Annotated in this window: 12 protein-coding genes; 7 read left to right on the top strand and 5 right to left on the bottom strand. The window is 68.0% G+C overall.

The features are described 5' to 3' along the window. Window positions 1–61: 61 nt before the first annotated feature. Entirely contained in the window at window positions 62–1,882 is a 1,821-nt protein-coding gene (locus ACIA49_RS11150) for an MFS transporter (RefSeq protein ID WP_396376962.1), read from the top strand. Window positions 1,883–1,900: 18 nt separating this feature from the next. Here the strand turns inward: ACIA49_RS11150 and ACIA49_RS11145 are convergent, their stop codons facing one another. Then, complete coding sequence (locus ACIA49_RS11145; RefSeq protein WP_396376961.1) at window positions 1,901–3,421, bottom strand: MFS transporter; 1,521 nt, start codon at window positions 3,419–3,421, stop codon at window positions 1,901–1,903. A 106-nt stretch (window positions 3,422–3,527) separates the two neighbouring features. Between ACIA49_RS11145 and ACIA49_RS11140 the strand changes: the two genes are divergently transcribed. Continuing rightward, on the top strand, window positions 3,528–4,244 hold the full coding sequence (locus tag ACIA49_RS11140; RefSeq protein ID WP_396376960.1) for a TetR/AcrR family transcriptional regulator: 717 nt from the start codon (window positions 3,528–3,530) through the stop codon (window positions 4,242–4,244). 1 nt (window position 4,245) lies between these two features. On the opposite strand, the gene ACIA49_RS11135 is transcribed toward ACIA49_RS11140, so the two are convergent. Both ACIA49_RS11135 and larE read right to left on the bottom strand, forming a co-directional pair. After that, entirely contained in the window at window positions 4,246–4,629 is a 384-nt protein-coding gene (locus ACIA49_RS11135) for a cold-shock protein (protein WP_344144973.1), read from the bottom strand. 100 nt (window positions 4,630–4,729) lie between these two features. Continuing rightward, window positions 4,730–6,199: an ATP-dependent sacrificial sulfur transferase LarE gene (larE, locus tag ACIA49_RS11130; protein ID WP_396376959.1), complete on the bottom strand. Its 1,470-nt coding sequence runs from the start codon at window positions 6,197–6,199 to the stop codon at window positions 4,730–4,732. 108 nt (window positions 6,200–6,307) lie between these two features. On the opposite strand from larE, the gene ACIA49_RS11125 reads away from it, so the two are divergent. From ACIA49_RS11125 to ACIA49_RS11115, 3 genes are read left to right on the top strand one after another with little or no spacing between them, the layout of a single operon-like run. Next, entirely contained in the window at window positions 6,308–7,237 is a 930-nt protein-coding gene (locus ACIA49_RS11125) for a TauD/TfdA dioxygenase family protein (protein ID WP_396376958.1), read from the top strand. Window positions 7,238–7,292: 55 nt separating this feature from the next. Beyond that, entirely contained in the window at window positions 7,293–7,880 is a 588-nt protein-coding gene (locus ACIA49_RS11120) for a TetR/AcrR family transcriptional regulator (RefSeq protein WP_396376957.1), read from the top strand. After that, the gene (locus ACIA49_RS11115; RefSeq protein WP_396376956.1) at window positions 7,880–8,830 is read left to right on the top strand and encodes a R2-like ligand-binding oxidase; all 951 of its coding nucleotides are present in this window, start codon (window positions 7,880–7,882) and stop codon (window positions 8,828–8,830) included. Before ACIA49_RS11120 ends, ACIA49_RS11115 begins: the two co-directional genes overlap by 1 nt. Window position 8,831: 1 nt before the next feature. Here ACIA49_RS11115 and ACIA49_RS11110 read toward each other — a convergent pair whose 3' ends face one another. Beyond that, window positions 8,832–9,401, bottom strand: a complete 570-nt coding sequence (locus ACIA49_RS11110) for a collagen-like protein (protein ID WP_396376955.1) — start codon at window positions 9,399–9,401, stop codon at window positions 8,832–8,834. A gap of 117 nt (window positions 9,402–9,518) precedes the next feature. Beyond that, window positions 9,519–11,141: an AMP-binding protein gene (locus ACIA49_RS11105; RefSeq protein ID WP_396376954.1), complete on the bottom strand. Its 1,623-nt coding sequence runs from the start codon at window positions 11,139–11,141 to the stop codon at window positions 9,519–9,521. A 153-nt stretch (window positions 11,142–11,294) separates the two neighbouring features. Here ACIA49_RS11105 and ACIA49_RS11100 point away from each other — a divergent pair, with 153 nt between their 5' ends. Both ACIA49_RS11100 and ACIA49_RS11095 read left to right on the top strand, forming a co-directional pair. Beyond that, on the top strand, window positions 11,295–12,755 hold the full coding sequence (locus ACIA49_RS11100) for a restriction endonuclease (RefSeq protein WP_396376953.1): 1,461 nt from the start codon (window positions 11,295–11,297) through the stop codon (window positions 12,753–12,755). Between the two features lie 20 nt (window positions 12,756–12,775). Beyond that, window positions 12,776–13,396, top strand: a complete 621-nt coding sequence (locus ACIA49_RS11095) for an SIMPL domain-containing protein (protein ID WP_396376952.1) — start codon at window positions 12,776–12,778, stop codon at window positions 13,394–13,396. The last annotated feature ends 38 nt before the right edge of the window (window positions 13,397–13,434 follow it).

Below are 13,434 nucleotides of genomic sequence, written 5' to 3'. Positions count from 1 at the left end.
GAGCGCTCTCACGAACGCGCCGTGACTGCAGTCTGTCCCCCACAGGAGGCAGGATGGAGGTATGCAGACGCCAGACCCCGCCGATCCCCGGCCGACACCCTCCGGCACACCGCCGCCCGGTGCCGCCCGCGACGGCCGTTCGGCGCCTCCACGAGGCAGTACGACGGGCGCAGCCGGCGCCAAGAAGTCGGCCGGTGAGCGGGTCGGCGCAGCCCGGGAACGACTCGGTACGGCGGGGCGCAAGTTCGGCCGGGCCTCGAAGGTAGGGGCCAACGGAGTCGCGGCAGCCTCCAAGAAGACAGCGAACGTCGGCGGCACTCTCGGCCGCTGGACCGGCCGACGCATCAGCGGCCTGACCGGAGCGCAGGGCGCCCGCGAGTCAGGCCTGCAGCGACTGATCGAGCTTGGCGCAGTGAACGCAGCCGGTGACACAGCGTTCGCCGTATCGCTCGCCGGGACAGTCTTCTTCACCGTGCCAAGCGACCAGGCACGGGACCGAGTCGCACTGTTCCTCCTCCTGACGATGGCACCGTTCGCATTGATGGCTCCGCTGATCGGCCCGATTCTGGACCGGTTCCGGCACGGCCGGCGATGGGCGATCGGCGCGACGCTCGGCGCCCGCGGGTTCCTGGTGTGGGGACTGGCCGGGTCGATTACCGACAGCAGTTCGGTCTGGCTGTACCCAGCGGCCCTCGGCTGTCTGGTCGCGTCCAAGGCATACGGCGTGACCCGGGCGTCCGCCGTACCGAGGCTGCTTCCGAAAGAGATCACCCTCGTCACCGCCAACTCGCGGATCTCGCTGGCCGGTGTCGCCGGTGCGACGATCGGCGCCGGCATCGCGGGGGCGTTCGCGGCGATCGGGCCGCAGTGGTCGCTGCGCTGGGCCGCCGTCGTGTACCTGGTCGGCCTGATCCTGGCGATCCGGCTGCCGGCCGCGGTCGACTCACCGGCCGGCGAAGAAGTCACCGGTACGGCGGGGCGCGAGATGCGGCGCAAGGCGATCACCGAAGCGGTCGCCCGGGGGATCAGGTGCAACCTCGGACTGCGGTTCGTCTCCGGGTTCCTGACCATGTACCTGGCCTTCCTGCTCCGCGACCAGCCACTGGCCGGGATCAACGGGACGGTCGCCGCCGGTGCGGTGGTCGCCGCGGCCGGGATCGGGAACAGCCTCGGCACCCTGGCCGGATCGTTGCTCAAGGCCCGTAAACCCGAGGCCGTCGTCCTGGTCGTGCTGCTCGCCGACGCCACGATCGCCGTCCTGGTGGCGGTCTTCTACGGGTTCCCGTTGCTGATCGCGCTCGGCCTGATCGCGGGCTCGTGCAGCTCGCTGGGCAAGCTGTCGCTGGACGCGATGATCCAGCGCGACGTCCCCGAATCCGTCCGTACGTCGGTCTTCGCGCGCTCGGAGACCGTCCTGCAACTCTCGTGGGTGATCGGTGGCGGCTGCGGCATCGTGCTGCCGCTCATCCCCCGCCTCGGCTTCGGGTTCCTGGCCGCGGTCCTGCTGGTCGCCGTCTTCCTCGTGCTGCGGATGAAACCGTCCGGTGTTCCCGGCGTCGGCGGCCGCAAGCCGGGCGGGCCGCGCCCCCGCGGACCGCAACCCAAGAAGCCGGCGCCGGCCTCGGACAAGCCGTCCGGTACGACGCGGACGATCCTCACCACGAGCATCGCCGAGCAACGCGCCCATCGCACCGATCACCCCGACGAACCGCTCAACGAGCCGACCATCGAAGTACCGACTGACGGCAAGCCGCCGGTCGGCCAGTGGTGGAGCGGTCAGCCCGACGACGACGCCGACGACACCCTCGAGGACCAGGCTCCCTGGTCCCAGGAGCCGACGGTGGAGAACCACCGTCGGCCCCACGATCCCCCACGCCGCTGACCGCCGTACCGAACCCGATCATTGGTCGGCGGTGGCGAGCTCCGGAGCAGCCGTCGGCTGGGCGGTACGGCGGAGGGTGAGGGTGGTGACGACCGCGGTTGCCAGCAGTAGGACAGCGCCCACCACCGAGATGGTGTTGAGGGAGTGGGTGAAGGCCTGGCGGGCGGCGGCCAGCAGGGCGTCGGCTGCGGCGGTCGGGAGGTGTGAGGCAGCGGCCGTGGCTGCGGGGAGGCCTTCGCGGAGAGGCGCGATGGCGTTGGCAGGCAGGTCGGCCCGGTAGGCCGCCGTACCGATGGAGCCGAGTACTGCGATGCCGAGCGCGCCGCCGAACTCACTGCAGGTCTCCATCACCGCAGACGCCGAGCCGGCGCGCTCCGGGGACACTGAGCCGACGATGGCCTCGGTGACCAGGGACATCACCATCACCAGGCCGGCGGCCAGCAGGCCGGCGCCGATCAGAATCACTGCGAGCGAGGACTCCACCCGGACCTGAGTCAGTACGACGAAGCCGCCGGCTCCCAGCACGAAGGCACCACCCGTCACGTACGCACGGTCGAACCGCTTGGCCAGTGCGGTCGCGAGCGGAGCCGCACCGCCGACGACCACGGACGGGGCGAGCGACCAGAGTGCTGCGTGCAGCGGCGACAACCCCTGCACCAGCTGCAGGTACTGGGTCATGAAGACCGCGTTGCCGACCAGGGCCAGCGTGCCGATCGTGTTCGCCGCCAGCGAGCCGCTGAAGGCCCGGTTGCGGAACATCGCCAGCTCGATCATCGGGTACGCCGCGGTCCGCTGCCGCTGCACGAACAGCACCCCGAAGATCAGCCCGGCCACGATCGCGACCACCGGCAGCGAAGCGAACCCGTGGGCGGCCAGCTCCTTGATTCCCCAGATGATCGGCAGTACGGCGGCCAACGACAGCACCGAGCCGAGAAGGTCGAACCGTCCACCGGTCGGCGCCTTGAACTCCGGCAGCAGCACCGGCGCGAGAACCAGCAGCAGAAGCATCGCCGGGGTGTTCGCGAGGAAGACCGAACCCCACCAGAAGTGCTCCAGGAGGAACCCGCCGAAGACCGGCCCGAGCGAGATCCCGCCCATCATCACCGCACTCCAGAAGGCGATCGCCTTCTGCCGCTGGCCGGCGTCGTGGAACATGTTGCGGATCAGCGCCAGCGTCGACGGCATCAAGGTCGCGCCACCGATCCCCAGCACCGCCCGTGCCGCGATCAGCTGCTCCGGGTTCTGCGCGTACGCCGCCGCGACCGAGGCGAGCCCGAACGCGACCGCACCGAAGATCAGCAGCCGGCGCCGCCCGATCCGGTCGCCGAGCGACCCCATCGTGATCAGCAGCCCGGCCAGCACGAATCCGTAGATGTCGAAGATCCACAGCTGCTCGGTCGCGGTCACCCCGAGATCCCCCGAGATGTACGGAACCGCGAAGTACAGGACCGACACGTCCATCGAGACCAGCAACAGCGGCAGCGCGAGTACTCCGAGCGCGATCCACTCCTTCCGCCCCGCCCGTTCCGTCGTACGCATAACCCCTCCAGAGGATCTGTATATGACGCACACTGTGTGCGCCATACGCAGACCATAGCGAGATCTGTCTATGATGTAAACAGTCGAATCGGGAGAGGGTGCACAGATGGAGCTACCGCGGGTGCTGGAGCAGCTCTGGGGCGTCGAGGGGCCGGCGCGGCCGGGGCCGAAGCCGACCTTCCAGCTGAGCGACATCGGCGCGGCCGCGGTCGAGTTGGCCGACAGCGGCGGACTGGCGGCGGTCTCGATGAGCAAGTTGGCGTCCGCGCTCGGCTTCACGACGATGTCGCTCTACCGGTACGTCGATTCCAAGGACGACCTCTACACCGTGATGATCGAGTACGCGTTCGGCGAGGCACCGCCGCTGACCGGGTCCGACTGGCGCAGCCGGATGACGGTGTGGGCCGAGGCGTTCCGCGACGGGCTGCGTCGGCACCCCTGGATCCTGCAGGTGCCGATCAACGAGCCGCCGCTGTCACCCAACCAGCTCAGCTGGATGGAGTCGGCGCTGCAGGCGTTCCACGACACACCGCTCACGGCGGACGAGAAGCTGTCGGCGATGCTGCTGGTGAACATCTACATCCGGGGCGCCGTCCAGCTCACGCTCTACCAGTTCACCAAGTCGCCCGAGGAGGCCGCGGCGGCCGACCGGCGGTACGGCGAGCGGCTGCAGTTCCTGGCGACCGACGAGCGGTTCCCGGTGATCGCCGCCACGATGCGACGGCCGGACGAGATGGGCGCCGACTTCGGCACCGACGGGTTCGCCGACGGCGGCCTGGAGACCGTGCTCGACGGCATCCAGGCCCGCATCGACAAGAAGTGACTCAGACGTCGAGTTTGTCGGCGACGCCGCGCAGTACCGTCGCGACCTGGCGGGCGGCCTTGCCGTCGGGCTGCCGGCCGCGGCGGTAGTTCTCGCCGAGGTTGTCGAGGAGCTTGATCAGGTCCTCGATGACGAGCTGCATCTCCTCCGGCTTCGGCCGCATCGCCTTCGCCACCGACGGCGGCGGGTCGATCAGCCGGACCTGCAGCGCCTGCTCACCCTTGCGGCCCTCGACGACACCGAACTCGACCTTCTGGCCCGGCTTGAGGTTGGTCACTCCGGCCGGCAGGGCCTCGGCGCGCACGTACACGTCGCCGCCCTCCTCCTTGCTGAGGAAGCCGAACCCCTTCTCGGAGTCGTACCACTTGACCTTGCCTACGGGCACGGGAACCTCTTCAGAGTCAATCGTCGGAAAACCGAAGCGAGCGGGCGGCCCGATCGGCTACCCAGGGTACGTGAACGGGGCGCTCAGCGCCCGTGGAAAATTACCGGTACTTGTCGGGATCCTTCAGCCGCTCGTTCATCGACCCGGACCGGAATCCGCGCGCGTCCACCCGGGCCGCCGTGAACCCCTCGGCGATCACCGCGTCGACCAGCTCCTGGTGGTCGACCTGAGCGATCAGCTCGTGGTCGATCTCGATACTCGCCGCCTCCCCCAGATCCCGGACGCGCACGTTCTGCACCCCGTACGACGACAGTCGCGACCGCACTGCCTCCTCGGCTCGGTCAACCCGGGCCAGCAGGTTCGGCGTGATCCGGATCCCGTACGCGATCCGGCTGGACAGGCAGGCCGCGGCCGGCTTGTCCGACGTCGCCAGCCCCCAACTCCGCGAGGCCTCGCGGATCTGCGCCTTTGTCAGCCGTGCATCCTTCAACGGGGTGATCGCGCCGCGCTCGTGCGCGGCCCGGATCCCCGGCCGGAAGCCGGCGATCGCGTCGTCGGCGTTCGTCCCGGTCGCGATGGCGGTGATCCCGAACTCGTCGGCGATCGGCTGCAGCGTCTCGACCAGCTCGGCCTTGCAGAAGTAGCAGCGGTCCCCCGCGTTGGCCTGGTAGCCCTCGCGGTCCATCTCATGCGTGTGCGGCGTGACGTGCCGAACGCCGAGCCCGTCGGCGAACCGCGCAGCCGGCTCCAGCTCCGCGTCCGGGAGGCTCGGCGAGATCGCCGTCGCGGCCACCACGTTCGCCGGGCCGATCGCCCGGGCCGCGGCCGCCAGCAGGAACGCCGAGTCGGCACCACCGCTGAACGCGACGACGAGCTTGTCGTAGCTCGACAACCGCTTCATCAACGCTTCCAGCCGCTGCTCGAGCACATACGCCTCGAGCCAGGCCGGGAACTCGGTCAGATCATTCAGTACGACGTCCGCGCCGTACGCGCGAAGTTCGTCAGCCGTGAACGGCCCGGTCGCGACCGACACGGCGACCGCACCGGCAGCATGCGCTCCGTCGATATCGGCCGTGTGGTCACCGACGTAGATACCCGCGTGATGCTCACGGAGCGCCGCACCCTTCTCGGCTCCGTGCAGGTCACCGACCGGCTCGTCGACGTCCAGCCCGAGGTGCTCGAGGTGCAGCCGCACGGACGGCGTGTGCTTGGCCGACACGACCATCGTCCGCCCGCGCAGCGCCCGGATGGCGGCCAGCGACTCGGTCACGCCGGGCAGCGGCAGGCTCCCGGTGATCGCGTGATCGGGGTAGTGCTCGCGGTACCGCGTGACCATCGCGTCGATCTGCTCCGGGGGGAACCAGTTCGACATCTCCCAGGTCAGCGGCGGCCCGAGCCGGCTCACCACCAGCTCGGAGTCGATGGGGACGCCGGTCTCCGCGGCGAGCAGGTCCCAGACCAGCTGGATCCCCGGCCGCGAGTCGATCAGCGTCATGTCCAGGTCGAACCCGACCACGAGCTCCGGGACGTCGAAGGTCGCGGGAGCGGGCTGGATCTCGGCGGTTGACACGTCCCCAACCCTACGTCCTGCCGCCGACAAGGCGATCTCGCATCCCGAAACGGCCTCAAAGTCTACTGAACCAGTTGGATTATGGGGGTCAACCCACTGGAGGCACTCATGACCGCTCAGCTCGAAGCCCCCGCGATCACCGTCAGCAAGGTCGGTGGCGCGATCGGCGCCGTGATCGGCAACGTCCGGCTCGGCGGGGACCTGGCCGCGGAGACCGTGGCCGCGATCCGGCAGGCCCTGCTCGACCACAAGGTGATCTTCTTCCGCGAGCAGGACGAACTGGACGACGCCGGCCAGCTCGCCTTCGCGCGCCTGCTCGGTACGCCGACGCTCGCGCACCCGACCTCGAAGAGCCTCGACGGCGCGGCCAACGTGCTGCCGATCGACTCCGACTACAGCAAGGCGAACAGCTGGCACACCGACGTCACGTTCGTCGACCGCATCCCCGCGATCAGCCTGCTGCGTGCGGTGACACTCCCGGCGTACGGCGGCAACACCACCTGGGCGAACACAGTCTCGGCGTACGCGGCTCTTCCGGAGTCCTTGAAGGCACTGGTCGATCGGCTGTGGGCAGTGCACAGCAACGTGTACGACTACGCCGGGCATGCGGACGAGGGCCGGATCGGCGGCGTCGACGTGAAGTTCCAGGAACACCACAAGGAGTTCGAGTCCAAGCTGTTCGAGACCGAGCACCCGGTGGTCCGCGTACACCCGGAGACCGGTGAGCGCTCGCTGGTCCTCGGACATTTTGTACGGCGTTTTGTCGGCCTGAGCAGCACGGAGACGTCAGCGCTGTTCCAGCTGCTGCAGAACCGGATCACGAATTTGGACAACACGGTCCGCTGGCAGTGGCAGCCGGGTGACCTGGCGATCTGGGACAACCGCGCGACCCAGCACTACGGCGTCGCCGACTACGACGACCAGGTGCGCCGGTTGCACCGCATCACGCTGGCGGGCGACGTACCGGTGAGTGTCGACGGTGTCCGCAGCACGCCGCGGACGGGCGATGCGACGCACTTCTCCTCACTTGACAGCTGAAGAGTCTTTGTTCGATCTCTTGACACTCTCGATGTTTTTGTAAACCATCGGGGGCATGGACTCGTTCGCGGACCGGACCAAGCGACGGCTGCACGACGAGCTGCTCGATGCTGCGTACGAGGCGATCGTCGCCGGCGGGTACGACGGACTCCGGATGGCCGAGGTGGCTCGGCGTACCGGAGTGTCCCGGCAGACCGTCTACAACGAGTTCAGCGACAAGTGGGGGCTGCTGCAGGCAGTCACCAATCGCGAGACGGAACGGTTCCTGCTGGACGTGAACGCGGCACTCGCCGAACAGCCCGATCCGATCGGCGGCTTGCAGGCCGCGGTCGCCCGGGCGCTCACACTGGCCGGGGAGAACCCGCTGGTGAAGGCGATGCTGGGACAGCCGGGATCGGACCAGGCCAGCCAGCTGCTGACCACACGGGGGCAGCAGCTGCTGGAGGTGAGCCACCAGGCGCTGGATGCCCACGTCCGTGAGCACTGGCCCGAGGTGCCACCAGAGGACGCGACCAGCTGCGTCGACATCGCCTTGCGCGTTGTCATCAGCCACATCGTCACGCCGGGTCCCCCACCGGACACTGTGGCTGCGCAGCTGGCTCGCGTCCTCAGTCCTTTCCTGGCGCAGTCAAGGAGGCAGTGATGACCAATCCGTTGCACCGACAGGGTTTCAGCTCGTTGAAGTCCGGTGGCTTCAACTGGGACGCACTGCCGCTACGACTGTTCGACAAGGGCAACCGCAAGTTCTGGAATCCCCGCGACATCGACTTCAGCCAGGACGCGAAGGACTGGCAGGGCATGAGCGAGAACGACAAGGACAACGCGCTCATGCTGTGCTCACAGTTCATCGCTGGTGAGGAGGCGGTCACCGAGGACCTGCAGCCGTTCCTGCAAGCCATGGCAGCAGAGGGCCGCTTCGGTGACGAGATGTACCTGACGCAGTTCTGTTTCGAGGAGGCCAAGCACACTGCGGTCTTCCGGCTCTGGCTGGACGCAGTAGGTGTCACAGAAGACCTCCACCGGTACGTCGAGACCAATCCGGGCTACCGGGCGATCTTCTACGAGGCCCTGCCCGTGGCACTCAAGTCACTGGCCGACGACCCGTCACCAGCCAACCAGGTGCGCGCCTCGGTCACCTACAACCATGTGGTCGAAGGAACGCTCGCACTGACCGGCTACCACGCGTGGAACCTGCTCTGTACGTCGCGCGGCATTCTGCCCGGCATGCAGGAGCTCATCCGCCGCATCGGTGACGACGAGCGCCGCCACATGGCGTGGGGCACTTTTACTTGCCGCAGGCACGTAGCCGGCGACGAGTCGAACTGGAAGGTCGTCACCGACACCATGGAGGAGCTGCTACCGCACGCGCTCGTCCAGATCCAGTGGGCGCTCGACAACTCCCCCGAGCTCCCACCGGAGATCAACCCGACCGCACTGATGACGTACGCCGGCGACCGGGCCACCCGGCGTCTGGGCGCCATCGAGTCCGCCGTCGGCGCGGACGTAGCCGGCATCGACCTGGACTACTCCCCCGAGAAGCTGGAAGACGTGTTCGGCGACGAGGACTCCGCTGCCCTCGCCGCCGTCCGGTAGCTCAGCAGTTGACCGTGATGGAGAAGTCGGCGGCGACCGCCGGATCCCAGCCCTGGATGAAGAACGCCACATCGAGCTCATTCGTCGGAAGACCGAAGCTGTCCACCGCACCATAGGCATTGTTCACCGCAGTGACCTGCGCCGCGCACTGGTCGACCGGCCGGTCGAAGGTGACCCGGTAGTGGTGGTCGTTCCGGATGAGGGCACCGGTGACATGCCGCTGGCTGGCCACGGTCACCTTGTACACATCGACCCCGCCACCGTCGCGCGTCTGCACCTTGCCCCACAACGTGTTGTCGGCACCCGCCGGCCCCTGCGGACCTTGTGCACCCGCTGGTCCGGCGGGACCGACTGCACCGGCCGGGCCGGGGACGCCGCGCTGGTTCCAGCTCATGGGCCGCTCCAGCGACGTACAGGTCTGCTTCTTGGCCGGGTCGATCACCCGGACCAGCCCAGTGAGCTTGCCGACGCAGGCAGAGACGGTCGGCTCAGGTTCAGCCGCCGCCGACGCAACCGTGCCGATGGCCAGCAGGGACGTGGCCACCGCACCGATCTTGAGGATTGTTCGCATGCCCTCAGCCTGCGAACCAGCCTTCAGCCAGTCTTAAAACTTCCGTACGAACACCCCGCGCCTTCTTCGCCTTCGCGTCGTTCAGCACCCTGTGGGCCTTCGGTCTTGGTGCGCTCGTTACGACAGTCCGAGCAGGCCGAGCGACTTCTCGCGCATCTCGACCTTGCGGATCTTGCCGGTGACGGTCATCGGGAAGTCGTCGACGAGCAGCACGTACTTGGGGATCTTGAAGCGGGCCAGCTTGCCGGTGGCGAACTCGCGGACGGCGTCGGCGTCGAGTGGCTCGGCGCCGTCCTTGAGCTTGATCCAGGCGCAGAGCTCCTCGCCGTACTTCTCGTCGGGTACGCCGATCACCTGGACGTCGGCGATGGCGGGGTGCGTGTAGAGGAACTCCTCGACCTCACGGGGGTACACGTTCTCGCCGCCGCGGATGACCAGGTCCTTGATCCGGCCGACGATGTTGACGTAGCCGTCCTCGCGCATCGTTGCCAGGTCGCCGGTGTGCATCCAGCGGGCCTGGTCGATCGCCTCAGCGGTCTTCTCCGGCTCGTCCCAGTAGCCGAGCATCACGGAGTACCCGCGGGTGCACAGCTCGCCGGGCTCACCGCGCTCGACCACCAGACCAGTGGCCGGGTCCACGAGCTTCACCTCGACATGTGGCATCACCCGACCGACAGTCGACGTACGGCGGTCCAGGTCGTCGTCACGCCGGGTCTGCGTGGACACGGGCGACGTTTCGGTCATGCCGTAGCAGATGGCGACCTCGGCCATGTGCATGTCGGCAACACAGCGCTTCATCACCTCGACCGGGCACGGTGAGCCGGCCATCACCCCAGTGCGCAGTGTGGACAGGTCATAGTCGCTGAAGTTCGGTAGTCCCAGTTCGGCGATGAACATCGTCGGTACGCCGTACAGACCGGTGCAGCGCTCGTCCTGGACCGCCTGGAGAGTGGTAGCCGGGTCGAACGCCGGACCGGGGATCACCATGCACGCACCGTGCGTCGTACAGCCCAGGTTGGCCATCACCATGCCGAAGCAGTGGTAGAAGGGCACGGGGATACACAGCCGGTCCTCTGCGGTGAAGGCGATCGTCTCGGTGACGAAGAAGCCGTTGTTGAGGATGTTGTGGTGGCTGAGCGTCGCGCCCTTCGGGAAGCCTGTGGTGCCGCTCGTGTACTGGATGTTGATCGGGTCGTCGAAGGAGAGCTCTTCGGTGCGCTGCTGCAGCTCTTCGTCGGTCACCCGGTCGGCTGCGTCGCGCAGGCTGTCCCAGTCACCTGTGCCGATGTAGACGGTCTCTTCGAGCGCTGGGCAGTTCGGGCGCACCTCGTCGACCATGGCTCGGTAGTTGCTGGTCTTGAACTCGGTGGCGGAGATCAGCAGCCGCACGCCGGACTGGTTGAGCGCATAGGCCAGTTCGTGGGTCCGGTACGCCGGATTGAGGTTCACCAGGATCGCGCCCATCGTGGCGGTCGCGTATTGCGTGATGGTCCACTCGGCGCAGTTCGGAGCCCAGATGCCGACCCGGTCGCCCTTCGCGATCCCTCGTGCCAGCAGGCCTTTCGCCACCCGGTCGACCTCGGCGCCCAGCTCGGTGTACGTCCAGCGTCGGCCGGTCTGGACCTCCACGAGCGCCTCGCGATCGCCGTACCGGGCGACGGTCCGGCTGAGGTTGGCGCCGATCGTCTCGCCCAGCAACGGCATGTCGGAGGTCCCGGAGGCATACGAAGGCAGGCTCATGCCTGTCATCGTGACCCGGGTCCGATGCCTGTGCAACCGCACGTGCGGCAGGAAACAGGGGGTGGACGGCAAGCAATGTCCTTGCCAACTCTGCGTCACGACGGTCGCGCTGTGTCATTGGACCGTTACAGTGAACGGGAGAGGTGTGAGGCGATGGGCCGATCCGCCGAAGGTCACCGCAGCGACCGTCCGCCCGGACGTACCGCCGAGGCGGCACAACGGACCGCTGCGGTGACCGACCATGTCCGGGACCTGGGCAACATCCTGGCCGATGCACTCGCGATCGATGTGCACGGCACCGACCTGCAGACCCTGAAACGGACACCCCGCCGGGCGCCGCCCGCCGTACCGGCAGCCGACCTGACAGCGCGTCCCGGACCGGTCTGGGACGCGTTCCTGCCCCAGTCGCCGGGACGGCTCCGCTGGTGGGGAGCCGAACGCCGCTACGCGCGTCGGCTGGCCGCAGCCGAGGACAGGTTCGCGGAAGCGATCGAGCGGCACCGGGCCGCCGAGCAGAACCGCCGCGACCGCGTGGCTCGCGCTGTGCGTGAGCAGGTCGAGCAGCAGCGCCGGCTGGACGAGGCGACCGCAGAGCAGCACGCCCGGGTCGACGCGTACCAGCGTGCAGTGGAGAACCATGACCGCGCTGCCGTCACGCGGTACTTCACCAAGGCGCTGGAGCGAGTGACTGAACCACCTGACTTCCCTCGTCGACGCCGGGTCGGTTACGTGCCCGAATCGACCTTGCTGGCCATCGAATGGGACTTGCCGGATATGAGCGTCGTACCGGCTGAGGCGTCGTACCGATATGACCGTGTGGCCGACGCAGTGGTGGCAGAGCCGCGGCCGGAGAAGGAGGTGCGGCTGCTGTACCAGCAGCTCGTTGCCCAGCTCGCACTGCGCGCGCTGCACCTCGTCTTCGGCAGCGACCGGTACGGCGTCGTCGACACCGTCGTGTTCAACGGCATGGTCGAGTCGGTGGACCTACCGACCGGCCAGACCGTGCGACCGTGTCTGATCACCCTGCGGGCAACGCGTGAGCAGTTCCAGGACCTCGTGCTCGACCAGCTCGACCCAGTCGCCTGTGTGCGCCACTACTTCGCCGCTGAGGTCTCCCGGCATCCGGAGGAGTTGCAGCCGGTCGAGCCGGTTCTGGACTTCGACCTGGCCGATCCGCGCACGGTCGAACCGATCGACGTCCTGAGTGAGATCGACAGCCGGCCCAACCTGCTGGATCTGAGCCCGGAGTCCTTCGAGCACCTGGTCCAGAATCTCTTGACCCGCATGGGCCTTGAGACCCGCCTCTTCCGGCTGGGCACCGACGGCGGCATCGACTGTGTCGCCTACGACCCGCGCCCGATCACCGGCGGCAAGTTCGTCGTCCAGGCCAAGCTCTGGACCCGCACCGTCCCGCCCTCCGCCGTCCGCGACCTCTTCGGCACCGTGCTCGACGCCGGCGCCACCAAAGGCATCCTCATCACCACCAGCGGCTTCGGACCGACCAGCTACCAGTTCGCCACCGGCAAACCGCTCCAGCTCATCGACGGCACCGCACTGCTCTCCCTGTGCCACCTGCACAACATCCCGGCCCGCATCATCCCCAGGGCTAGCTGATCGATGCCAGACTGGCTGGCATGGAAACTGGGGTAACGGTTGTCGGATCAGGTCAGGTCAGTACGGCGCCCGACGTACTGCGGGTGTCGATGAGCGTCGAGCACGTCGCGGCGGATGTGGCGGCCGCGGTCGCGCAGGTGGCCGAGCGCACGGATGCAGTGGTTGCTGCGCTGCGCGAGCAGGGCGTTGAGGCGTCTGACATCGGTACGACGACGGTGAACGTCTACCAGGAGTACCGCGAGCCGGGAACCGCTGCCGCGTACCGGGGCTCGCACCAGCTCATCGTGACCACCCGGGACCTCACTGGCTTCGGCACGCTGCTCAACGCGGCAGTGGGCGCCGCCGGGAACAACCTGAACCTGCAGTCGCTGCAGTTCGACGTACAGGACAAGACCGCGCTGCTGACCCAGGCCCGTGAGCTCGCGTTCCGCCAGGCGCAGGAGAAGGGCACCGAGCTCGCCACCCTGGCCGGCTACTCACTCGGCTCGGTCACAGCGATCAGTGAGACCGACAACCACGCCCCCATCCGCGGCGAGGCGCTGAGCATGGCGGCCAAGGCCTTCGACGCCGCCTCCCTCAACATCACCCCCGGCGACCACTCCGTCGAGGTTTCCCTCGAAGTGCACTTCTCCTGGGCCTGAGACGCCTGTCTCAAAGCTGGAACCGGGGTTGCGCTGTT

It is taken from the genome of Kribbella sp. NPDC051587 (genome assembly GCF_044453945.1).
Lineage (GTDB): Bacteria > Actinomycetota > Actinomycetes > Propionibacteriales > Kribbellaceae > Kribbella.
Note: the sequence above shows the minus strand (reverse complement) of the source record. Positions and strands in the feature narration are given on the sequence as shown.